16 protein-coding genes and 2 riboswitches are annotated in these 21,048 nt (G+C 63.3%); of the genes, 9 read left to right on the top strand and 7 right to left on the bottom strand.

Going from position 1 to position 21,048, the window contains the following annotated elements; genetic code table 11:
- Positions 1 to 44: 44 nt before the first annotated feature.
- The 3 genes from Q0T48_RS00920 to Q0T48_RS00910 form a co-directional block, all read right to left on the bottom strand.
- Positions 45 to 1,403 carry an FAD-binding oxidoreductase gene (locus Q0T48_RS00920; protein WP_295951097.1) on the bottom strand — a complete coding sequence of 453 codons (1,359 nt, stop codon included), beginning with the start codon at positions 1,401 to 1,403 and terminating at the stop codon, positions 45 to 47.
- A gap of 38 nt (positions 1,404 to 1,441) precedes the next feature.
- Entirely contained in the window at positions 1,442 to 2,290 is an 849-nt protein-coding gene (locus Q0T48_RS00915) for a MetQ/NlpA family lipoprotein (protein ID WP_295951094.1), read from the bottom strand.
- Positions 2,291 to 2,677: 387 nt separating this feature from the next.
- Positions 2,678 to 3,607 (bottom strand): Tim44-like domain-containing protein, encoded by a 930-nt coding sequence (locus Q0T48_RS00910; RefSeq protein WP_295951091.1) that lies wholly within the window; start codon positions 3,605 to 3,607, stop codon positions 2,678 to 2,680.
- Between the two features lie 129 nt (positions 3,608 to 3,736).
- Between Q0T48_RS00910 and Q0T48_RS00905 the strand changes: the two genes are divergently transcribed.
- Positions 3,737 to 4,651, top strand: coding sequence for a LuxR C-terminal-related transcriptional regulator (locus tag Q0T48_RS00905; RefSeq protein ID WP_295951088.1), 915 nt, complete (start codon positions 3,737 to 3,739; stop codon positions 4,649 to 4,651).
- Here Q0T48_RS00905 and Q0T48_RS00900 read toward each other — a convergent pair whose 3' ends face one another.
- Entirely contained in the window at positions 4,652 to 5,428 is a 777-nt protein-coding gene (locus tag Q0T48_RS00900) for a transporter substrate-binding domain-containing protein (RefSeq protein WP_295951085.1), read from the bottom strand. It abuts the gene before it with no gap.
- A 290-nt stretch (positions 5,429 to 5,718) separates the two neighbouring features.
- Here Q0T48_RS00900 and Q0T48_RS00895 point away from each other — a divergent pair, with 290 nt between their 5' ends.
- Together Q0T48_RS00895 and dgcA are read left to right on the top strand one after the other, a co-directional pair.
- Entirely contained in the window at positions 5,719 to 6,726 is a 1,008-nt protein-coding gene (locus Q0T48_RS00895) for a DUF1611 domain-containing protein (RefSeq protein WP_295951083.1), read from the top strand.
- A complete protein-coding gene (gene dgcA / locus Q0T48_RS00890; protein WP_295951081.1) occupies positions 6,723 to 7,706 on the top strand; it encodes an N-acetyl-D-Glu racemase DgcA in 984 nt (327 codons plus the stop codon). The genes Q0T48_RS00895 and dgcA overlap by 4 nt, the downstream gene beginning before the upstream one ends.
- Before the next feature lie 25 nt (positions 7,707 to 7,731).
- On the opposite strand, the gene Q0T48_RS00885 is transcribed toward dgcA, so the two are convergent.
- Positions 7,732 to 9,471 (bottom strand): ClcB-like voltage-gated chloride channel protein, encoded by a 1,740-nt coding sequence (locus tag Q0T48_RS00885; RefSeq protein ID WP_295951078.1) that lies wholly within the window; start codon positions 9,469 to 9,471, stop codon positions 7,732 to 7,734.
- Between the two features lie 101 nt (positions 9,472 to 9,572).
- Here Q0T48_RS00885 and Q0T48_RS00880 point away from each other — a divergent pair, with 101 nt between their 5' ends.
- From Q0T48_RS00880 to Q0T48_RS00855, 6 genes are all read left to right on the top strand, one after another.
- A complete protein-coding gene (locus Q0T48_RS00880) occupies positions 9,573 to 12,533 on the top strand; it encodes an EAL domain-containing protein (protein WP_295951074.1) in 2,961 nt (986 codons plus the stop codon).
- A gap of 211 nt (positions 12,534 to 12,744) precedes the next feature.
- Positions 12,745 to 13,299, top strand: a complete 555-nt coding sequence (locus Q0T48_RS00875) for a DUF3455 domain-containing protein (protein ID WP_295951071.1) — start codon at positions 12,745 to 12,747, stop codon at positions 13,297 to 13,299.
- A 37-nt stretch (positions 13,300 to 13,336) separates the two neighbouring features.
- On the top strand, positions 13,337 to 13,915 hold the full coding sequence (locus Q0T48_RS00870) for a sigma-70 family RNA polymerase sigma factor (protein ID WP_295951068.1): 579 nt from the start codon (positions 13,337 to 13,339) through the stop codon (positions 13,913 to 13,915).
- Positions 13,912 to 14,634, top strand: coding sequence for an anti-sigma factor (locus tag Q0T48_RS00865; RefSeq protein WP_295951063.1), 723 nt, complete (start codon positions 13,912 to 13,914; stop codon positions 14,632 to 14,634). The genes Q0T48_RS00870 and Q0T48_RS00865 overlap by 4 nt, the downstream gene beginning before the upstream one ends.
- 17 nt (positions 14,635 to 14,651) lie before the next feature.
- Positions 14,652 to 14,758: riboswitch (glycine riboswitch) on the top strand.
- A gap of 131 nt (positions 14,759 to 14,889) precedes the next feature.
- Positions 14,890 to 15,009, top strand: a riboswitch (glycine riboswitch).
- A 51-nt stretch (positions 15,010 to 15,060) separates the two neighbouring features.
- The gene (locus Q0T48_RS00860; RefSeq protein WP_295951060.1) at positions 15,061 to 16,284 is read left to right on the top strand and encodes a D-amino acid dehydrogenase; all 1,224 of its coding nucleotides are present in this window, start codon (positions 15,061 to 15,063) and stop codon (positions 16,282 to 16,284) included.
- A 218-nt stretch (positions 16,285 to 16,502) separates the two neighbouring features.
- The gene (locus Q0T48_RS00855) at positions 16,503 to 17,312 is read left to right on the top strand and encodes a transporter substrate-binding domain-containing protein (protein ID WP_295951055.1); all 810 of its coding nucleotides are present in this window, start codon (positions 16,503 to 16,505) and stop codon (positions 17,310 to 17,312) included.
- Between the two features lie 74 nt (positions 17,313 to 17,386).
- Here the strand turns inward: Q0T48_RS00855 and Q0T48_RS00850 are convergent, their stop codons facing one another.
- Positions 17,387 to 20,107, bottom strand: coding sequence for a DEAD/DEAH box helicase (locus Q0T48_RS00850; protein WP_295951053.1), 2,721 nt, complete (start codon positions 20,105 to 20,107; stop codon positions 17,387 to 17,389).
- A 130-nt stretch (positions 20,108 to 20,237) separates the two neighbouring features.
- The gene (locus Q0T48_RS00845) at positions 20,238 to 21,032 is read right to left on the bottom strand and encodes a transporter substrate-binding domain-containing protein (RefSeq protein ID WP_295951050.1); all 795 of its coding nucleotides are present in this window, start codon (positions 21,030 to 21,032) and stop codon (positions 20,238 to 20,240) included.
- Positions 21,033 to 21,048: the final 16 nt, after the last annotated feature.

Genomic DNA, 21,048 nt, shown 5'->3' with positions numbered 1-21,048 from the left:
GGCGCAAAGTGGGCCCAAAGGCCCGCGAACCTAGCCCCAAGGGGTTAGAAAACGACTCGTTTTGGCCGGATTCGGCGCATTCTTGTTATCAGTACCCCGGAAGAGCCATTTTGAATGGCCTTGTTCAGCATTGCCTTAACCCCCAGATCCAGTACAGGCCGGGGCGGAATGTAGCTGGGCCCGCCCAGCGCCTGCATGTCGGCGATCAACGGGTTGTCGACTCCGCTGGCCAGGTCGGCCAGGGTGGTACCCGCAATGGTTTGCTTGGAAATCCCTGCGCCATTGCAGCCCACTGCAGCGTACACATTCGGGCCGAGCTGTCCCCAACGCGGAGCGCCGTTGCGGGTGAAGCTGATCAGCCCGGACCAGCTGTGCGCCATCGGCACATCCCGCAACTCGGGAAAACGGGACAGAAAAATCTGCCGATGCTGTGACACCTGGCGTTCAGAATCCGCCGCACGGTTGTGGAGTTGGGGCGTGTGCCGCACCTGCTGGCGGATCAGCACACGGTGATCGTGCGTGTAGCGTATGGTGGCCCCGGCGACTGCGGACAACGGGGTCAGGCCCCAGTCGTCGGGATGGCCGATGCGCTGGCGCTGCTCCGGGGTCAGGGGCTGGGTGAGTGAGGCGTAGGTGGACAGGTTCACCAACTGGTTAGCCAGGCCCGGCAATTGCGCGGCAGCCCCATTGGTGGCGATGACCACGTGCCGTGCACGGATCTCGCCGCCGGGTGTCTGCACCTCGGACGGGGATCCAAAGTTGAAGTCCAGCGCAGGCGTTCGCTCGAACAGGCTGACATTGGCTGGCAGGTGGTCCGCCAGGCCGCGGGTCAATGCGGCGGGGTTAAGCAACACACAGCCAGGCGAAAAAATGCCCAGACCGTAATAGCCAGTGCCCAGGCGCTTTGCCAATGCGGCTTTGTCCAGCAGTTCGAAGGGTACTTTCAGGGTTTCCAATGCCCTTGCGTAGGCTTGCATTGCCGGGGTTAATTCCGGGGACACCGCTGCTTGGAATTTGCCTTGTTCCCGCCAGTCGCATGCAATGCGGTGGTGCAGAACCAGGGCTTTCAAGTCCGCGGTTCCTGCCTGCAGCAGACGTTTGTAGTTGTCTGCGGTTCGGAGTTCGGCCACCGTGCTGCCCACGCTGTGCGGGATATCGATGGCAAAACCGGAATTGCGCCCGGAAGCGTTGTCGCCCACTGTGCCTGCGTCGATCAGCACCACATGGTCTTGCGGACGGTTTTCTGCTACGCGCCTGGCAAAAGCCAGCCCAGCGTACCCGGCACCCACGACCAGCCAGTCGGCCGCGTGTTTGCCCTGCAACGGAGCGGTTATCTGGCGCGTCGGCAGCAGGGCCGACCAGCCATTTACGTTGTCGTCCAGGGGCAGGTGGCGAACCCGCACCCTGTCGGATTGTGCAGTAAAGAAATGCTCCAAAGGTGCTACCAGGCGGCCAGGCCGGTGCCCTTGTAGACCTTGTTCAAGGCCTCTTTCACCGCATCGTTTTGGTAGGCCGCAACCAGTCCTTTGACCCAGGGCGCATTTTGTTTGTCGGTCTTGACGGCAATGAAGTTGTTGTACGGGTTGTTGGCGACTTTTTCCTGGGCGATACGGTCCTTGTCGGCCTTCAGCCCGGCCTTCAGAGCCCAGTCGGTGTTGACCACGGCAGCGATCAAGTCGTCGATGCTGCGGCCCAGAATACCAGCGTCCAGTTCCTTGATCTTGAGTTCCCTGGGGTTGGAGACGATGTCCGCCGTGGTGGCGAGGATGCCCGATCCCTCGCGCAGTTTGATCAGGCCTTCGCTTTGCAGCAGCAACAGGGCGCGGCCTTCGTTGGAGGGGTCATTCGGCACGCCAATGACCGCGCCCTTGGGTAGGTTGGCGACGGAGCTCACTTTGCGTGAATACAGCCCAATGGGCCAGACGGCGGTGTAGCCGACCGGTGTGATCTGGTAGCCGCGGGTCTTGATCTGGTTGTCCAAATACGGCTTGTGCTGGAAGGCATTGGCATCCACATCGCCGCGCTCCAGCGCTTCATTGGGTTGGGTGTAGTCGTTGAACACCACGGTCTTGATGGTCAGGCCCTGCTTAGCGGCTTGGGCGGCCACCACTTTCCACAGGTCTTCGTCTTCGCCACCAATGATGCCTACCCGCACCGTGGTCTGGGCTTGCGCCAAGAGGGGGGCATGGAGTACGCCAATGGCCAACACACCTGTCAACAGCAGGCCGAAACTGTTTCTACGGCCCAGGGACGCAGCTTTGAATTTCAACATACGGAATTTCCTTTTCATTTGTTTGCGTGAGTTTTCACGGATAGGCAAATGCTAGGTTTCCAGCGCGGATTTGTTAACGAAATATTAGGCATATGGTTAGTCGGTCAGCGATACCGCAAGCGTGTTAGTCAAAGCCGTTTGTGGCGTTCGAGATGCTGCATATTCAGTAGCTGATTCGGCATATTCATGAAGGGCTGCATGGCTTTTGAATGCATGAAAATGTGGATCGGTGCACGCCAAGTGCTGCTGTGTACCGGTGCAGTGGCTCAAGGCCTCTATCTGGTCGGGCAAGAATGTGTGCGGTGCTATTTCAGCGGCTTGCGGTCACACTGCATGCTGTAGTGCGGCCTATAAAAAAAGCCCCGACACCGAAGTGCCGGGGCTTTTGCCTGCGGTGCAGGTGGATTACATCTGCTGAATTCCCGACAGCACCCAACCGCCTGCGCCTTGCAACGGCTTGGTCAGGTGCCAGACTTCGTCGAACGGCTCGGATGGTGCCGTGGATTCTTCGCGGATCAGGCCAGTGAAGCGGACGCTTACTACGTAGTGGCCGTTTTCTTCTGCCACTTCCAGCACGTCGCCGTCGATGTTGACCACATCGGTCTGCTGCGCAGCGGCACCGCGGTCGCTCAGGTCCATCTTCAGTTGGGCAAACATTTCCGGCGTGGTGAACTGGCGGATGTCGTCCAGGTTGCCGGCATCGTTGGCCGCTTGCAGGCGGATAAAGTTGACTTTGGCGTTGCGCACAAAACCGGCCACATCAAAGTCAGCAGGGATGGCCGAGCGCACGGGAACGCTGCCACCGATGCCCGAACCAATGCTGGAGCCGATGTTGGAACCGGTCACATTGCTGGAAGTGCCGGGCATTTCTACCTTGTAGGCAGGCGCAGCAGGCGAGATGCTGGTGGGTGCACCGGCTCCGGCGTACTGCATGCCACCGTTGGCCCCAGCCTTGGCTGCAGCGCGTTTGCGCAGGAAGAAGCCCACCGCTACCATGATGCCGGCGGCCAGCAGGCCCATCATCAGCATGGAGGCGAGTTCGCCGCCGAAGCCAAAGTGCGATGCCAATGCGGCCAGGCCCAGGCCTGCGGCGATACCGGCCAACGGGCCCATCCACGAGCGCTTGGGCGCTGCAGCAGCAGGTGCTGCGGCAGCGGCTGGGTTGGCGGCAGCCGTTTGGGCTGGTGCGGCTGTGGGTGCCTTGTTCGGTGTGGCATCGCGTTGCATGCCCAGGGATTTGCCTGCGCCCATGCGCTTGGCGGCTTCTGCGTCCACGGCTACCGTGGACATGCCCAGGGCCATGACCACAGCCAGCAGGGAAAGTATTTTTTTCATGGTGTTCTCCAGCGAAGACAAGTTGATGTGCCCGCGATACTAAGGAAATAAAGCAGCTTGAAAAAGCAGCTAAATGGAGATATTTACTTCTGAAAAAGAAGGAGTTTCTGGTCTGCGACACTAGCCTCTATGGACAACCCCTACGCCACCCGCCTGTGTTTGCCGCTGGATACGGACCTGGTCGGCGCGCTGGCCACCATGGTGGAAGCTATTGGCAGCACCGACTGGTTTGATACGGTGTTGAACGTGTTGGGTAAGGTCTGCGCTGTGGATTCGGGCGGAGCCATGGTGTTTCACCGACACCAGCAGCCGCGCCGCATTCTGCACCGCTTCAATCCGCAGGAACGCAGCCTGCCAGAGGACGCGTTTTTGTCCGGCCCCTATGTGCTGGACCCGAACTACCAGCTGTTTTTACAGGGCTGCCCCAGCGGCGTGTACTGGCTGCGCGATATTGCACCGGACGATTTTTACGACTCCGAGTACTACCGGGTGTTTTATTCGCAGATCGGCTTGTCGGACTCGGTGGACCTGCTGTGGCGCATCAACGAAGACACGGCGCTGAACATTTTTATCGAGCGCAGCATCCGCCATACCCCTTTCCAGGCCACCGATCTTTTGGCGATCCGCACGCTGGCGCCTATCCTCATTTCGGCTACCGCCAAACACCATGCCCTGACGGCCGCCGCCGCCGAGCGCCACAGCGACCGGTTGACCCACCGCAAGGTGCAGAGCACGGTGGAAAATTTTGCCAGTTCGCTGCTGACCCAGCGCGAGCGCCAGGTGCTGTTCTACATGATCAGTGGCTATTCGTCGGCGTTGACGGCCGAGCGGCTGAAGACTACCGAGGGCACGATCAAGATCCACCGCAAGAACATCCACCGCAAGCTGGATATCGGCTCGCAGGCCGAGTTGTTCTCGCTGTTCATCCAGTGCATTCCGTTTGCCGAGCCCGATGCGGCGGTCGACCCGCTCGCGGTCTACCAAAGTGCGCCAGCCGCCAGCCGGTGCAAGACGTTGCTGGAGGCCGGGCCCGCAGCGGGCTGATTACTTGCCGTACACGTCGAAATCGAAGTATTTGCTGGCGATTTTTTGGTAGGTACCGCTGGCGTGTACGGCTTTCAGCGCGGCGTTGAAATCGGCTTTGAGCTGCGTGTCTTGCTTGCGCATAGCCACGCCAGTGCCGTAGCCCAGCACCGCTGGGTCTTTCAGCTCGTAGCTGGCAAATTCGAAGGGTTTGCCTTCGGGCTTGGCCAGAAAGCCCATTTTCATCTCCACTAGGTTGCCGATGATGGCATCCAATCGGCCCGAGGCGATGTCCAGGTAAGAGTCTTGGGTGGACTCGTAGCGCTGTACCGTGGCCCCGGCCTTTGCGTAGTATTTTTCGGCGTAGTCTGCCTCGGTCGAGCCCTTGAGTACGCCGACCTTCTTGCTTTTGAGGGCGGCGGGCGAGCCGTCCAGGCCGCTGCCGTGCTTGATGATGACGCGGTACGGAATGTCGGTAATCTTGTCGCTGAAGGCTACGGTCTTGCGGCGGTCGTCGGTCACTGTCATGCCGGACATGATCATCTCGAACTTGCGGGCCTGCAGCGACGGCACCAGCGCATCCCAGGGTGACTCCAGGAACACGCAGCGGCGTTTCATCTCGGCGCAGATGGCGTGGCCCAGCTCAATCTCGAAGCCCACCAGTTTGCCGTCCGGGGCTTTGTACTCGAAGGGCTCGTAGGTGGCATCGGTGCCGATGCGCAAGTCTTTGGTGTCCGCCGCCTGGGCCGACAGACCCAGCGCAAGGCAGACAAGGGATAGAAGATGCTTCAGTTTCATCGGGAATTCCTGGAAGTGTGAACGCCATATCGGCGCAGATTGGTCGTGGGATGCAGGGAACGCGGCGCAAGAATACGGCGATTTATGGGGTGGTGAACGGGCTCTACCCCCAAAGGGATAGCCCCATTTTTTGGAGCTTGTCCGCGGGGTTCGATGGTCTATACCTGTAGGTGTAGAGGCTGTTCCGGGCATGGTTTTGCGGGGACAAACGGACTTACGCTCCGGCTCGCCAAAGCCTTTGGCACGCGACCGGCTATGCGATGACAGGCCACTTGAATCGAATCAAAACCATGCACCAACTCCGTAAACCCTATCTTTTGTTTCTGGGCGATGTCACGCTGAAATCCGATGCCAAAACAGCCTTTGGCCTGCGCGACTGGTGTGCCGACGATGTCCTGGGCGAATGGAGCCTGCCCACCGCCACCATCAGCCTGGGCCTGCCCCGCCTGTCACCTCAGCAAGCGGCGCAGGAGGGAGCGGGCTCGCTGGTGGTGGGCGTGGCCGCCGTGGGCGGGGCCCTGCCCGAGCACTGGCTGGCCGAACTGGAAGCCGCGCTGGACGCAGGCCTGGATATCGTCAGCGGCCAGCATTCGCGCCTGACATCCTTCCCGCGCTTGGTGCAGGCGGCTCAGCGCAGCGGCGCGCGCCTGATCGACGTGCGGCATTCCGACCAAAGCTTCCCGGCGGGTACGGGCCGCAAGCGTAGCGGCCAGCGGGTGCTGACCGTGGGCACCGACTGCGCGTTAGGCAAAAAATATACTGCCCTGGCTTTGGCCCAGGCGCTGCAACGCCGCGGTGTGGCCGCCACCTTCCGCGCCACCGGCCAGACCGGCGTAATGATTGCGGGCGAAGGTGTGGCCATCGACGCGGTGATTTCCGATTTTGTGGCCGGTGCCGCCGAGCAGCTGTCGCCCGACAATGCGCCAGATCACTGGGATGTGATCGAAGGGCAGGGCGCGCTGTTCCACCCGGCCTATGCGGGGGTGACCTTGGGCCTGCTGCACGGCTCGCAGCCGGATGCGCTGGTACTCTGCCACGACCCGGCGCGCGATTGCATCGAGGGCTACCCCGGCTTTCCGATTCCCGACCTGCAGGTCGCCATCGACCGCTATGTCGAGGCGGGCCGCTTGACCAACCCGGCTGTGCGCTGCGTGGGCATCAGCATCAACTCGTCCAGCCTGTCAGATGCCGCGTGGGATGCCTACGCCAACCGCATCACCCGGGAGCTGAGTCTGCCGGTGGTGGACCCGATGCGCGGCGGCGTGGAGGCCCTCGCTACGGCCTTGCTGCAAGCATGATCCGCTGCCACACCCGCATCGAACAGTGGGCGATGCGCGAACCCTTTGAGATCGCCCGCGAGGTCATCACCGACCAGCCGGTGCTGCTGGTGCAACTGGTGGATGGTTTGGGCCACACCGGCCAGGCCGAAGCCGCCGGGGTGGACTACGACGGTGAAACCCCCGCCAGCATGGCCGCCCAGATCACCGCCGTGCTGCCGCGCCTGCATGACGGTCTCACCGGGGCCGAGCTGCTGCAGTGGTTGCCGGCGGGCGGTGCGCGCAACGCACTGGATTGCGCGCTGTGGGACCTGCGCGCCAAACAGACGCGCGTGCCGGTATGGCAAGCCGCTGGACTGCCCCGATGGAGACCCGTCACCACCGCCTTCACCATCGGCCTGGGCGATGAGGCCACCACCCGGCGCAAAGCCCGTGCGGCCCGGCAGTACCCGCTGCTCAAGCTCAAGGTGGATGCACGGCGACATCTGGACGTGGTGTACATGGTGCGTGATGAGCATCCAGCGGCCCGCCTGGTGGTCGATGCCAACCAGGCCTGGTCGCCTGCGTTGCTGCACGAACTCTTGCCGCTACTGGCCCAGGCCGGGGTGGAGCTGGTTGAGCAACCGCTGGTGCGCGGCCAGGATGCTGCGCTGGACGGCCTGCAGTCGCCCATCCCCCTGGCGGCAGACGAGTCTTGTACCGATAGGGCATCGCTGGCGGCACTGGTGGGACGCTACCAGTTCGTCAATATCAAGCTGGATAAATGCGGTGGCCTGACCGAAGCATTCGCCCTGGCCGCCGAAGCCACGCGCCATGGCCTGGGCTTGATGGTGGGCAATATGTGCGGCACCTCGCTGGCGATGGCACCGGCCTTTTTGCTGGCCCAGGGCTGCACCTATGTCGATCTGGATGGCCCCTTGCTGCAGCAACAGGACCGGGCGGTGCCGATGCAGTACGGCTGCGGGCTAATCCAACCGCCGCCACCGGCCTTGTGGGGCTGAGGGGTCTTGACTGGTGCATGGCCTGCTATGCGCTGAGCTGCACATAGGTATTGAGCAAAGCCGTCTTGTGGACCACCCCCAACAAGACGGGGTTAGCCAGGCTTTCGATGACGGGCAGGCGCTCTCCCTGGTGCTCGATAAAGCGCTGTAACGCTTCGGCCAGCGTCATGTCGGCGGTTAGGGGCTTGATTTCGCCGTCCAGCACATCGGCGGCGCACTTGTGCTCCAGATTGGCTAGGCCTGCGGCAGCGCTGAGTTTTTTAAGTGGCACCACACCCAGAAAATGCGCTTGCGCATCGGTCACGTACAGGTATTTGACGGTGAACTGCAGAAACAGCTGGCCCATGGCTTCCAGGCCTGTATCCGGGTACACCACGGTTTGCGCGGGCTGCACCAGGTCGCGCACGTGCAGGGTGCGCAGCCGCCGCTGCTCGTCGCGCTGGGCCAGGCGGCGCAGAGTAATGTCGTACATCGACCCGGCGTTGGCCGAGCGGGCCACAAAGTAGGCGATGACGCAGGCCACCATCAACGGCAGCATGACCTCGTAGCTCAGCGTCATTTCAAAGATCATCAAAATCGCCATCAGCGGTGCCTGGGTGGCACCCGCCAAAAATGCGCCCATACCCACAATGGCGTAGGCAAACGGGGCCGAGCTTGCCTGCGGCCATAGCAGATGCACCGCCTGGCCAAAGCCGTCGCCCAGCAGGCAGCCGAAAAACAAAGCCGGGGTAAAAACCCCGCCGACTGCGCCCGACCCCACAGTGGCCATGGTGGCCACGGCCTTGGCGGCCAGCAAGACCAGCAGCAGGGTGATGGGCCAAGGCGAATGCAGCACAGAATTCACCACGCTGTAGCCATTGCCCCAGACCTCCGGCCAGCCTACCGACACCAGCCCCACCACCAAGCCCCCCAGGCCCAGGCGCAGCGGCAAGGGCAGGGCCGTCCGCCGGAATAGCTTGCGGCTGGCATCCATGCCCCGCAAAAACACCGCCGAAGCACCGCCCAACAACAGCCCCAGCAGGGTAAACAGCAGTACTTCGACACCGGTGACCGCTGGAAACGCAGGCATCACATACGGGGCCTGGTAGCCCGCAAAACTGCGCATCGCAATATTGGCCACCACCGAGGCCACCATGATCGGCCCCAGGCTTTCCATCGCCACTGTGCCCAACACCACTTCGGCCACAAAAAATGCGCCTGCAATGGGTGCGTTGTAGGCCGCCGTGATACCGGCAGCCGCCCCACAGGCGACTAGCAGCCGCAGCCGGTCCACCGGTAAATGCAGTACGCACCCTAGCAGGGAAGCGCTGAGTGCAGACAGTTGCACCATCGACCCCTCACGGCCAATCGAGCCGCCGCTGGCGATGCTGAGCAGCGACGCGCAGCTGCGGATCAGGCTGGTTTGCACCGGAATACGGCCGTCGCCCAGCACTGTCGCCTCCATGTAGTCGCTAGTGGTATGGGATTGGGCGCGGCCACGCACTGCGGCCAGTACCAGCAAGCTGCCCGCCAGCAAACCACCGACGGTGGGTACCAGCACCCGCTGCCAGGGCGGCAAATGCTGGGCGATGGCGACCAGGCTACCGCCTTGACCCAACACCAGCCGGTCTAGTTCAAAAAGGATGGAGCGGAACAGCCAGGTCGCCAGCGCGCCCAGCAGACCGGTGGGGATGGCCCACAGCAGCATCACCGACACCTCCGAGAAGCGCGCAACGCGCAGCCACCGCGTGCGCAGCGCCAGCCAACGGGAGGCAACAGAGTCCATACGCTGGAAGATACCAGAGCAAGCATTTCAAACGTGCGTACATAGTCTGCATACCCTTAGCGTTTTAGAATCTGGCACTGCTAGCTTATTGGCCATTGATCTTGAACCACCGCCCCGACCCACCTCTTTCGCCCGCACCGCAGGACTGGACCCGTGCGCCGGAAGTGGGCGATGCCAACAACCCCTGGAAATTGGCCCTGGAGGGCTCGGGTGTGGGCGTGTGGGATTGGGATTTGCGCACCGGCAGCCAAATCTACTCCTCGCGCTGGGAGGAAATGTTGGGCTTTGCCAGTGGCGAATTAGCCCCCGGCTTTGAAGAGTTCAGCACCCGCGTGCATCCGGACGACATTGCCCCCATGCAGGCGGCGGTAGCGGCCTATCTGGACGGCTCGGCACCCAGCTACAGCATGGACTTGCGCATGCGCCACAAGGACGGGCATTGGGTCTGGATCGTATCCAGCGGCATGGTGGTCAGCCGTGCTGCCGACGGCACCCCCTTGCGGATGATCGGCACCCACACCGACATCAGCGCGCGCAAACAGGCCGAGGCCGAATTGCGGGCATCGCACGCCCAGCTGCTGGAGCAAACGCGGCTGCTGCAAACCACCACGGCCAGCATCAGCCAGGGTATTTTTGTGTTCAATGCCGGGATGCGGCTGATCTCGTTCAACCGGCGGGTGTGCGAGTTGCTGGACCTGCCTGAAAGCTTTTTGGCCGCCAGCCCCACGTTGGAGCAGATCAGCAGCTTTCAGCTTGAACGTGGCGACTTTGGCCCCCAGGCCCAGTGGGTAGACCCGCGTGCCCGCCATTACGTGTTGACCGGTGGCCATGCCGAGCTGCCCACCCATTTTTTACGTGTCACTTTGGCCGGCACCACGCTAGAGGTCAAAACCCAGACCCTGCCTGATGGCGGTCTGGTACGCACCTTTGCCGATGTGTCCGACTACGTGCAGGCGCAGGCCGCGCGCAAGCGGCTGGACCAGTTGCTGACCGCCACCCAGGCGCTGGCACAAGTGGGTGGATGGGAGGTAGATGCGGTGCTCGACCGCGTTTACTGGACCGAAGGGGTCTACCGCATCTTCCAGACCACCCCCGAGGAATACACCCCCACCACTGCCATGGCGACGGCCGAGCGGGTTCTCAAGCCCTCTGCCATGGCCAAGATACGGGCCTCTTATAGCGAAGCGGCACAGCACTCCAGCACCCACGAATACGAGCTGGAGGCCGTCACCTTCCGGGGCGAGTCCATTTGGGTGCATGCCATGGGCACGTCTACCTGGGACAACGGGCGGCTGCTGTCGCGCACCTCGGTGCTGCAAAACATCACCGAACGCAAGCAGGCCCAGATGGCGCTGCAAGAAACCGAAAACCGCTGGAGGCTGGCACTGGAGAGTACCGGCGACGGCGTGTGGGACTGGCACATCCAGACCGGCGTGGAGCACCTATCCAAGCGCCTGGTCGAGATGTACGGCTTTTCCGAGGGCGAAATCCCCGACCTGCCGACCGAGCTGGACCAGCGCACCCACCCCGATGACCTAGCGCAGATGGACCGCGACCGCGACGACCATTTTGCGGGCCTCACCACCAGCTATTCCAACGAACACCGGGTGCGCTGCAAAGACGGCAGCTGGAAATGGGTGCTGAGCCGGGGCATGGTGATCACCCGCGATGCACAGGGGCAGCCCCTGCGGATGATCGGCACGCACACCGACATCACCGACCGCAAGGCCGCCGAGGCACTGATCCGCCAGCAGGCGTTTTTTGACGCTCTGACCGGCTTGCCCAACCGGCGCATGCTGCGCGACCGGCTGGAGCAAGAGATCAAGCGCTGCAAACGCGACGCGCAACAGCTGGCCATCCTGTTCATCGACCTGGACCACTTCAAGGAAGTCAATGACACCCTGGGCCATGGCACGGGTGACTTGCTGCTGATGGAGGCGGCCCGGCGCATCCAGGCCTGTGTGCGCGAGTCCGATACCGTGGCCCGCATGGGCGGCGACGAGTTCACGGTGGTGCTGACCGAAGTGGCCGATGCCAGCCGCCTGGAGCCCACCCTGCAAAAGATACTGCGCTCGGTGGAGCAGGTGTTTCAGCTCGGCAACGAACAGGTGTTTGTGTCGGCCAGCATTGGCATCACCCTGTACCCGCTGGATGCCAAGGACATTGAAGACCTGTTCAAAAACGCCGACCAGGCGCTGTACGCGGCCAAGGGTGCGGGGCGCAACCGCTTCAGCTTTTTTACCCCGGCCTTGCAAGCAGCCGCCCAAACCAGGGTGCGCCTGGCCAACGATCTGCGCTCCGGCCTGCAAGACCAGCAGTTCCGGTTGGTCTACCAGCCCATTGTTGAACTGGCCACCGGGGCCGTGCACAAGGCCGAAGCGCTGATCCGCTGGCAGCACCCGACGCGCGGGCTGATCAGCCCGGCACAGTTCATTCCGATTGCCGAGTCCAGCGGTTTGATTGTGGAGATGGGCGAGTGGGTGTTTGAGCAGGCGGCGCTGCAGGTGCAAGCCTGGCGCAAAAATTTGCATCCCAATTTCCAGATCAGCATCAACAAGTCTCCGGTGCAGTTCCACCACGAGAGCCAGGGCAACCAGCGCTGGGACGCGCGACTCCGGGCCCTGGGTCTGCCAGGCTGCAGCATGGTGGTGGAAATTACCGAAGGCCTGTTGCTCGACACCAGCAGCCGGGTGAGCGAGCACCTGCTGGAGCTGGCGGCTGCGGGCATCCAGGTGGCGCTGGACGATTTTGGTACCGGCTATTCGGCGCTGTCGTACCTGCAACGCTTTGACATCGACTTCATCAAGATCGACCAGTCGTTTGTGCGCGATCTGGTGCCGGATTCGACCAACCTGGCCCTGTGCAAGGCCATGGTGGTGATGGCCCACGCCCTGGGCATGAAGGTCGTGGCCGAGGGGGTAGAAACTGCACAGCAGCGCGATCTGCTGGCCGCCACCGGCTGCGACTACGCACAGGGCTACTGGTTCTCGCGCCCGGTGCCGGCCGCGGATTTTGAGACCTTCTGGGCCGCCCACCCGCCACCGGCATTGCTGGAAAGCTGATCTGTATTTTTAAGGAAAATACGGCTTCAGCGTAGGTGGATCATGCGCTAGTAGCTATTTATTTTGTAGCAATTGCCGTGAGGGTAAAAAATAGTTGGAAACCGCTGCATCCAAAACCGGGGCTGGCGTGTAGTACCTGTAGCAGTGCTTGAAAAGCTGCTGATCCGTTCTTTCAGGTTCTACCCGCTTCCACCATTTTTGGAGAAACCCCATGTCGATCAAACATCTTTCCCTGCTGGCTGCTGTGTCTGCCGCCGCCTTGCTCAGCGCCTGTGGCTCCATGGCCCCGGCCAAGTCCATGTTCAGCCAGGACAGCCTGCCCGAAGCCGTCAAAGTGCCGATGGGCAACAAAGTAGCCATGGAAACCGTGGGCGTGGGCGAGATCACCTACGAATGCCGCGACAAGGCCAACGCCCCCGGCATGACCGAGTGGGTCTTCGTGGGCCCCAACGCCGCCTTGAACGACCGCAGCGGCAAACAGGTCGGCAAATACTACGGCCCGCCCGCCACTTGGGAATCCATGGACGGTTCCAAAATCACCGCCACCCAGCTGGCCGTGGCCCCAGCAGGCGCAGGTAATATCCCTTACCAGTTGGTCAAGGCCAACCCTGCCATGGGCATGGGCGCGATGGCGGGCGTGACCCACATCCAGCGCGTGGCCACCAAAGGCGGTGTGGCCCCGGCCACGCTGTGCAGCCCTGCCAGCAAGGGTGCCAAAGAAGTCGTCAAGTACCAGGCCGACTACATCTTCTGGAAAGCAGCCTAAGCCGGGCGGCTACCATCGAGAGACGTACATTCTCTCGATGGAACCGCCCTTGACGACTGCCCCCGATGATTTCGACTACGAGCGCGCCCTGTACGGCTGCGCCCGTGGCGAGCGCCAAGCCCTGCAAGACATCTACCGGCAAGACAGCCGCCACCTGCTCGGCGTGGCCCTGCGCATCGTGCGCCAGCGCCAACAGGCTGAGGACGTGGTGCACGATGCCTTCATGAACATCTGGACCCAGGCCGCCAGCTTCGATGCCCAGCGCGGCTCGGGGCGGGGCTGGATCTACAGCGTGGTGCGCAACCTGGCGCTCAACGCGGTGCGCAACTGCGCGCGCGAAGTGCCGGTGGACGAAGAAACCGCAGAGGCGCTGGATGCCCAAAACTCCCTGGAAGCCCATGCCCAGATCGCCGATGCTTTTGACCTGAGCGTCAGCCTGGGCAAGCTCAACGACTGCCTGGCCCGGCTGGAGCCCGCCCGGCGCAACTGCATCCTGTACGCCTATGTAGACGGGTGTTCGCACGGCGAAATTGCCGAGCGCACCCAAACCCCCCTGGGCACCGTCAAGGCCTGGATCAAGCGCAGCATGGGCAGTCTGCGGGAGTGCATGGCATGAGCCCGCAGCAAGAATTTCCATCCGCCGACGAGCTGGCCGCCGAATACGTGCTGGGTACGCTGTCCGCCACGCGCCGCCGCATGGTGGAGCAGCGCCTGCCCACCGATGCCGCCTTGCAGGCCGCCGTGCAGCGCTGGCAAGAGCAGTTGCTGCCGCTGGCCGCCCTGGCCGAGCCGGTGGAGCCATCCGAAGCCCTGTGGCAGCGCATCGACCGCAGCGTGGCGCATGCCGTGGCCCCGCGCCGACCCGCCATCCTGCCCGCACCACCGCCGTGGTGGGACCGCCTGGGCCTGTGGCGCGGCCTGGCCGGTGCCGGTTTTGCCACTGCCGCCATCCTGGCCTCGGTGCTGGTGACCCGCCAGGGCGCGTTGCCTACTGGGCCGCAGTACATGGTGGTGTTGGTGGCGCCGCAAGACAAGGCCCCCGGTTGGGTGATCCAGGCCAGCGACACGCGGCAACTCAGTCTGACCGCCCTGGGCCCGGTGGCCGTACCGGCCGAGAAATCCCTGCAGTTCTGGACCAAAGGCGAGGGCTGGAACGGCCCGGTGTCGCTGGGCCTGGTCAAGCCGGGGCAGACCATCACCATCCCGCTGGACAAGCTGCCGCCACTGCAGCCCAACCAGTTGTTTGAGCTGACCCTGGAGCCGGTGAACGGCTCGCCCCTCAATAAACCCACCGGCCCAATCCAGTTCATTGGCCGTGCGGTGAAGGTGTTGTGATACCGGTGCGATAATTCAGTGAGATACCGGGAGAGACTGTTCCCCTTGCCCTTGCGGTAAGAAATCAGCGCCGAAGGAGCAACCGCCCCCGGAAACTTTCAGGCAAAAGGACCGGTATCTATTGGACTCCCCGCCGGTTAAAGGTAGAGCATGCACTTTCCTGAAACACCGCAGAACTGGCTTTGCCAGACTGCTGGTGTTGCCCCCTGCAAGGGGGTGGCGAAAGATGCGCAGCACTGCAGCCTGGGGGTGAGTCACATTTCATCTGAAGAGCAGCTGGGTTTCGTCACCCGGCTCACCGCAGGAGCAAGCGATTTGGCCGTTCAAAAGAACGACCAGTCGTGAATCTCTCAGGTCCAAAACAGAGGGGGCGATAGCCGCGCACGTTTGTTGCTATCCCCCTGTTGACGTTTTGGAAGTCTCATCATGAAAAAATTCGCTGTTATCGGCGGCGGTATCACGGGCGTAACCACGGCCTACGCTTTGGCCAAACGCGGTTATGCCGTCACCTTATTCGAAAAACACCGCTACGCCGCCATGGAAACCTCGTTTGCCAATGGCGGGCAGTTCTCGGTGTCCAACGCCGAGGTGTGGAACCACTGGTCCACGGTGCTCAAGGGTGTGAAGTGGATGCTGCGCAGCGATGCGCCGCTGCTGGTCAACCCCAAGCCCAGCTGGCACAAGATGGCCTGGTTTGCCGAGTTCATCGCCGCCATCCCGCAGTACGAAAAAAACACCATTGAAACCACTCGCCTGGCGATGGCCGCGCGCCAGCACCTGGATGCCTGGGCCGCCGAGGAGGGCCTGGACTTTGACCACAAGCGCGAAGGCATCCTGCACATTTACCGCGACAAGGGCAACTTTGTGCATGCGGGCAAGGTCTCCAAGCTGTTGGCCCAGGGCGGTCTAGACCGCCGCGCCGTGACCCCGCTAGAGATGCGCGCCATTGAACCCACGCTGGCGGGCGACTACTACGGCGGCTACTTCACCGAGAGCGACACCACCGGCGACATCCACAAATTCAGCACTGGCATGGCCGCTGCTGCCGAGCGCCTGGGCGTGCAAACCCGCTACGGCCATGCCATCCAGACCGTCAAAAGCGACGGCAAGGCCGTGACCATCACCGCGCAAGACGGTGCCGATAGCCACACCAGCGTGTTCGACGGTGTGGTTGTCTGTGCGGGCACGGCCAGCCGCGGCATTGCCGCCCAGCTGGGGGACCGGGTCAACATCTACCCGGTCAAGGGCTATTCCATCACCGTCAACCTGGACGACGCGCACAGCCAGGCATCGGCCCCCATGGTCAGCCTGCTGGACGACGAAACCAAGCTGGTCAGCAGCCGCCTGGGGCTGGGGCGCTTTCGGGTGGCGGGCACGGCCGAATTCAACGGCTACAACCGCGACATCCGGGCCGACCGCATCCGCCCGCTGGTGGAATGGGTGCAGCAGTGCTTCCCTGGCGTGCGCACCGAAAGCGTGGTGCCCTGGGCCGGGCTGCGCCCCATGATGCCCAACCTGATGCCACGCGTCGGCCCGGGCAAACGGCCCGGCGTGTTCTACAACACCGGCCATGGGCATCTGGGGCTGACCTTGTCTGCCGTCACCGCCGACATGGTGGCGGCGATGGTGGGCAGCGCCATGCCGCATTGAGCGGCTGGTAACGTTCCGAACGCTCCATAAAGCCCGGCCCTGGCCCAGGTCCGGGCTTTTGGCGTTTTTTTGGACCCTGAAAGGCACCCAGGAGGCGTGAAGCGGATACAGTCCGTTACATGGCGAGGGCCGGTCCGCGTTTCTTGCCACTGTGGTTTGCCTTGCATGCAAGCTTCAAGCATCGGCTTGTCCATTTCTTGCGGGCTGAAAGGACGTTCATGCGTATTTCTTGTGTACTTGGCAGCCTGCTGCGCCACCTGGTTGTTCCGGCTGCCATGCTGGTTGGCTTGGCCCATACTGCGTGGGCCGCCGAAGCCTGCAAACAATTGGTTGCCACCGGCAACCCCGAATATCCCCCGTATCTGTGGCGCGACGGTGCCGATGGCAGCCATCTGGTGGGGGCTAATGCCGATCTGGTGCAGATGGTGGCCAAAGAGATCGGTATCCCCATCGAGGTGCGTTACGTGGGCTCCTGGGCCCGGGTGCAGGAAGAGGCCCGGCTGGGCCGCATCGACCTGATTGCCGGGGCGTTTTTCACGGTGGAGCGGTTGGACTACATGGACTACGTGTACCCGGCGTTTCGCGACACCCGCTCAGTGGTCTGGGGGCGGCAGGCGGCCCCACTGAAGTACCGCCAGTGGTCGGACTTGAAGAGCCTGTCGGGCATGACGGTAATCAACAACAGCTTTGGCGAGGACTTCGACCGCTACGCCAAAAAGAACCTCAAGATCAACACCGTGCCCAGCCTGGAGCAGGCCTTCAAGATACTGCAACTGGGCCGGGTGGATTACCTGGTGTACGAGGAAGACCCCGGCCTGGCCTACATCGCCAAATTTGCCATGACCGGGCTGGTGCCCGCGAACGTGCCAGTGAGCAACGAAAGCCTGTACCTGACCCTGTCGCACAAATCCCCCTGCAACACCACAGAAGTGCGCGCGGCCCTGGCCAAAGCCATGTACAGCCTGGCCAAGCAGGGTGTGATGAAGAAAATGGTCGAGTCCAACATCCAACTCTGGCGAACCAAGTAGCCAAAATTTATAAGAAATACGGCTCTTGTGTATATCCATAGTACGTAAGGCGCTCTCTTTTTGAGAGCGATGGCTTACGCCCGGCTGCCGGTGCGACCCCAGCGCCGAGCGGCTACTTCTGGGGATTGGGCGGCTGCCATGCTGCCCAACGGGGCCAGCAGCGCATCCAGATCGGCTGCATCAAACTTCAACCCGCCTTGCGCGTCGTGGCCCAGCACGCTGTTCGCCAGTGCCAGTTTGCGGGCCTGCAGCTCCAGCATGCGCTCTTCGATGCTGCCTTCCACCACCAGTTTGTAGACGAACACCGGCTGGTCCTGGCCGATGCGGTGGGCGCGGGCGGTGGCCTGTTCTTCCACGGCGGGGTTCCACCACGGGTCCATGTGGATGACGGTGTCGGCGGCGGTGAGGTTCAGGCCTACGCCCCCGGCTTTCAGGCTGAGCAGCAGCACGGGCACCTCTTGCGCCTGGAAGCGCTGCACCACGCTGCCGCGCTCTTTGGGCGGGGTTTTGCCGGTGAGGCTCAAAAACGGCAGCTCCAGCACCTCCAACTGCTCGGCCACCAGCGCCAGCAGCTCGGTGAACTGCGAAAACACCAGCACCCGCCGCCCCTCGGCCACCATTTCGGGCAGCATGTCGGCCAGCAGCGCCAGCTTGGCGCGTTCCATGGTTTTGGCGGGCTTTTTACCCTTGAGCAAGTGCGGGTCGCAGCAGACCTGGCGCAGTTTCAGCAGTGCATCGAGGATGGTGACTTGGGCACCGTTGAAGCTCTGGCGCTCCAGCACGCGGCGCACCTGCAGGTCGGCGGCCGCCCGCACGCCCTCGTACAGCTCGCGCTGCTGGCCTTGCAGCTGCACGCGCTGGATTACTTCGGTCCGCGGTGGCAGTTCGCTGGCCACGTCTTGCTTGCGGCGGCGCAGGATGAAGGGGCGCACCCGCTGGGCCAGCAGGGCGGCGCGCAGGGTTTCGCCGTTCTCTTCGATGGGCTTGCGCCAGCGGGCGGCAAACTGGCGTGCATCGCCCAAAAAGCCGGGCATCAGCCAGTCAAACTGTGCCCACAGCTCGCCTAGGTGGTTCTCCATCGGCGTGCCGGTCAGGCACAGGCTGTGGCGGGTCTGCAGGCGGCGCAAGGCGCGGGCGCTGCGGCTGCCCGCGTTTTTGACCATCTGCGCTTCGTCCAGGATCACCAGATGGAAGCGCTGTGCCGCCAAGGCATCCATGTCGCGCCACAGCAGCGGGTAGGTGGTCAGCACCAAGTCGTGCTGAGGCATCTGCGCAAACAAGGTGGCGCGGTCTGGCCCCTGCAACGTCAATAGTCGCAGGCCTGGGGCCATGCGGCGGGCCTCGGCCTGCCAGTTGAAGATCAGCGAGGTGGGCAGCACCACCAGCGCGGGCAGGTCCAGGCGACCGGCCTGTTTTTCCACCAACACATGGGCGAGGGCCTGCGCAGTTTTGCCCAGGCCCATGTCGTCGGCCAGGATGCCGCCCAGGCTGTGGGCGCGCAGGTACTGCAGCCAGGCCAGGCCTTCGAGCTGGTAGGGGCGCAACTGCACCTGCAGGCCCGTGGGCGCGGCCACGGGCTGGGGGGCGCCCAGTGCTTTGAGGCGCTTGGCCAGGCTGGCCAGGCCCAGGTCGCCCTCTAGTTGCCAGGCGTTCTGCGGCCCCACGCGGTGCGCGTCCAGTAGACCGGCGCGCAGCATTTCCAGCCGCCGCGCCTCCCACGCGCCCAGGCGCAGCAGGCCGTTGTTTTGGTGGCGCAGCGGGTCGGTGAGCAAATCGACCATCGCGCCGACGATGGCCTTCAGCGGTGCCGCCGGTGCGTCGATACGCCTGCCGCCGGGCGCGCGCAGGCTGATCACCGCGTGGTCGTCAATGGCGGCGATCTGGTCCGCATGCAGCCAGCGGCTGTCGCGCTGGAGCAGGTTGGCCAGCATGGGGGCCAGGTCCAGCGTCTCGCCGTCGATCTCAATGCCCAAACTCAGCAGCCACGCGCCTTCGCGTTCGGGCAGGCGCAGCTTTTGCACGCCACGCCCGGGTGGCACCAGCGGCTCAGCCAGTTCTTTGGTGGCAATTTCGCCGGTGTCGGGGTGGACCAGCAGCTTCCAGTGCTGCACCGGCACGCTCTCGTGGGCGAAGCCGGGTTTTACGGCCACCGCCCAGCCTTGGGCCTGCAGGCGCGGCACCTGCTCGGCCCAGAAGTCGCCAAAGAAAGCCTCTTGCGCCAGCGTCCACACGGGTCCCAGATCGGGCCTATCGTCGCGGCTGCGCCACTGGAAGCTGTGCGCGGCCACCGGCACCAGGCCCATCTCCCACACGCGGTCCATGGCGTCGGCCTCGGCCGCCAGGTTGCGCTGCATCCGCACCACCGGGCCGCCGGTGTCGAACAGCTCCTGCACGGCGGCGGGGCGGTTGTTCAGGATGGAAGTGGGGGCGGGTGTGTTCCAGCGCTGGCCCGCGTCGGTGCGGTAGGTCCACTCGATTTGCGCCAATGTCACGCTGTCGCCGCGCGGGCCCAGCTTGCCTTGGGGCTTCAGGCCGAGCAGTCCGTCGCCCCGGCCCAGGGTGAGCAGGGTGATGCGCGGGTGGAAATGGCCGTGGACGGTTCCGGGGTCGGCCTCGGGAGCTGCTGTGACTACTTCGGGTAGCGCGTCCATCCGCAGCAAGGCCATCACCCGCGCCGCATCGGCGTCGGCCAGGGTGGGCAGGCCCTTCAGCGTCGCCGCGTCGGCCTGGTTGCGCAGCGCATCGACCCAGGCGGCGATGGCGTGGCTGGGGGGCGGCGGAGGGGGGCGGGGCATGCTGGGATTGTGCCGCGTACGGAGGGGGGCGGTCAGTGCAAGCAACCGTCCTTTTATATAAAAAAATAGCTACTAGCGCAGGTACTACCTACGCTAGTAGCTATCGATTTAGGAGTTTTTCAACCCGCCATCAAACGGGCTTCACCACTGCGGTCGGCAGATCCCGGCCATGGTATTTCTTGTAGATGGTGTTGAGCTTGCCGCTCTTGATGTTGGTGTTGACCCAGGCGTTGACCCATTCCTTGAGCTTGGGTTCGCCCTTGTTCATGGTGATGCCCAGGCCGGAGTCGAGCTGGGCGAACTTCATTTCGAAGTTTTTTCCGGGGCTGCGTTTGTTGATCTCGCCCATGTTGGACGGAGTGCTGGAGAAGATGTCCACCTGGCCGGTGACCACCGAGGTGATCAGCGTGGCGTCGTCCTCGTAGCGCATGATTTCTGCGCCCTTGGCATCCTTGGTGGTCAGGTTGTCGTTGGTGGTGGCGCGGGTCAGGCCGATGCGTTTACCGGCCAGGTCGGCGTAGCTGGCGATCTTCATGTCTTTGGGCGCGCCGACCATGATGGTGATGGCCGAGTAGGGGATGGAGAAGTCCACCACCTTGGCGCGCTCTTCGGTGATCGACAGGCTGGAGATCACCAGGTCCGCGCGCTGTGCTTGCAGCGTGGGGATGCGGGCCGCGGTGGTGATGGGCACGATTTCCAGCTTCACGCCCAGGTCTTTGGCGAGTTCGGTGGCGGTGTCGACATCCGAGCCGGTGGGCTGCAGATTCGCATCGGCAAAACTGAACAGCGGCGTGCCGATGGCGATGGCCACGCGCACCTTGCCCGCCTTTTTGATGTCGTCGAACTGGTCGGCCAGGGCGGCGTGGCTGCCGCAGGCGAGGAGCACGGCGGCGATGGCGGTGCGGGTGAAGTAAGTGGTGTGCATGTCTGTCTCCGGGTGG

Source organism: Rhodoferax sp. (genome assembly GCF_025354435.1).
GTDB lineage: Bacteria > Pseudomonadota > Gammaproteobacteria > Burkholderiales > Burkholderiaceae_C > Rhodoferax_B.
The sequence above is the reverse complement of the archived record's forward strand: the minus strand, read 5'-3'. Positions and strand labels throughout refer to the sequence as shown.

Excerpts from the sequence above, each read along its gene's own strand:
- Q0T48_RS00915 (WP_295951094.1), bottom strand. The coding sequence starts at position 2,290 with ATGAAAAGGAAATTCCGTATGTTGAAATTCAAAGCTGCGTCCCTGGGC.
- Q0T48_RS00910 (WP_295951091.1), bottom strand. The coding sequence starts at position 3,607 with ATGAAAAAAATACTTTCCCTGCTGGCTGTGGTCATGGCCCTGGGCATG.
- Q0T48_RS00905 (WP_295951088.1), top strand. The coding sequence starts at position 3,737 with ATGGACAACCCCTACGCCACCCGCCTGTGTTTGCCGCTGGATACGGAC.
- Q0T48_RS00900 (WP_295951085.1), bottom strand. The coding sequence starts at position 5,428 with ATGAAACTGAAGCATCTTCTATCCCTTGTCTGCCTTGCGCTGGGTCTG.
- Q0T48_RS00895 (WP_295951083.1), top strand. The coding sequence starts at position 5,719 with ATGCACCAACTCCGTAAACCCTATCTTTTGTTTCTGGGCGATGTCACG.
- dgcA (WP_295951081.1), top strand. The coding sequence starts at position 6,723 with ATGATCCGCTGCCACACCCGCATCGAACAGTGGGCGATGCGCGAACCC.
- Q0T48_RS00885 (WP_295951078.1), bottom strand. The coding sequence starts at position 9,471 with ATGGACTCTGTTGCCTCCCGTTGGCTGGCGCTGCGCACGCGGTGGCTG.
- Q0T48_RS00875 (WP_295951071.1), top strand. The coding sequence starts at position 12,745 with ATGTCGATCAAACATCTTTCCCTGCTGGCTGCTGTGTCTGCCGCCGCC.
- Q0T48_RS00870 (WP_295951068.1), top strand. The coding sequence starts at position 13,337 with ATGGAACCGCCCTTGACGACTGCCCCCGATGATTTCGACTACGAGCGC.
- Q0T48_RS00865 (WP_295951063.1), top strand. The coding sequence starts at position 13,912 with ATGAGCCCGCAGCAAGAATTTCCATCCGCCGACGAGCTGGCCGCCGAA.
- Q0T48_RS00860 (WP_295951060.1), top strand. The coding sequence starts at position 15,061 with ATGAAAAAATTCGCTGTTATCGGCGGCGGTATCACGGGCGTAACCACG.
- Q0T48_RS00855 (WP_295951055.1), top strand. The coding sequence starts at position 16,503 with ATGCGTATTTCTTGTGTACTTGGCAGCCTGCTGCGCCACCTGGTTGTT.
- Q0T48_RS00850 (WP_295951053.1), bottom strand. The coding sequence starts at position 20,107 with ATGCCCCGCCCCCCTCCGCCGCCCCCCAGCCACGCCATCGCCGCCTGG.
- Q0T48_RS00845 (WP_295951050.1), bottom strand. The coding sequence starts at position 21,032 with ATGCACACCACTTACTTCACCCGCACCGCCATCGCCGCCGTGCTCCTC.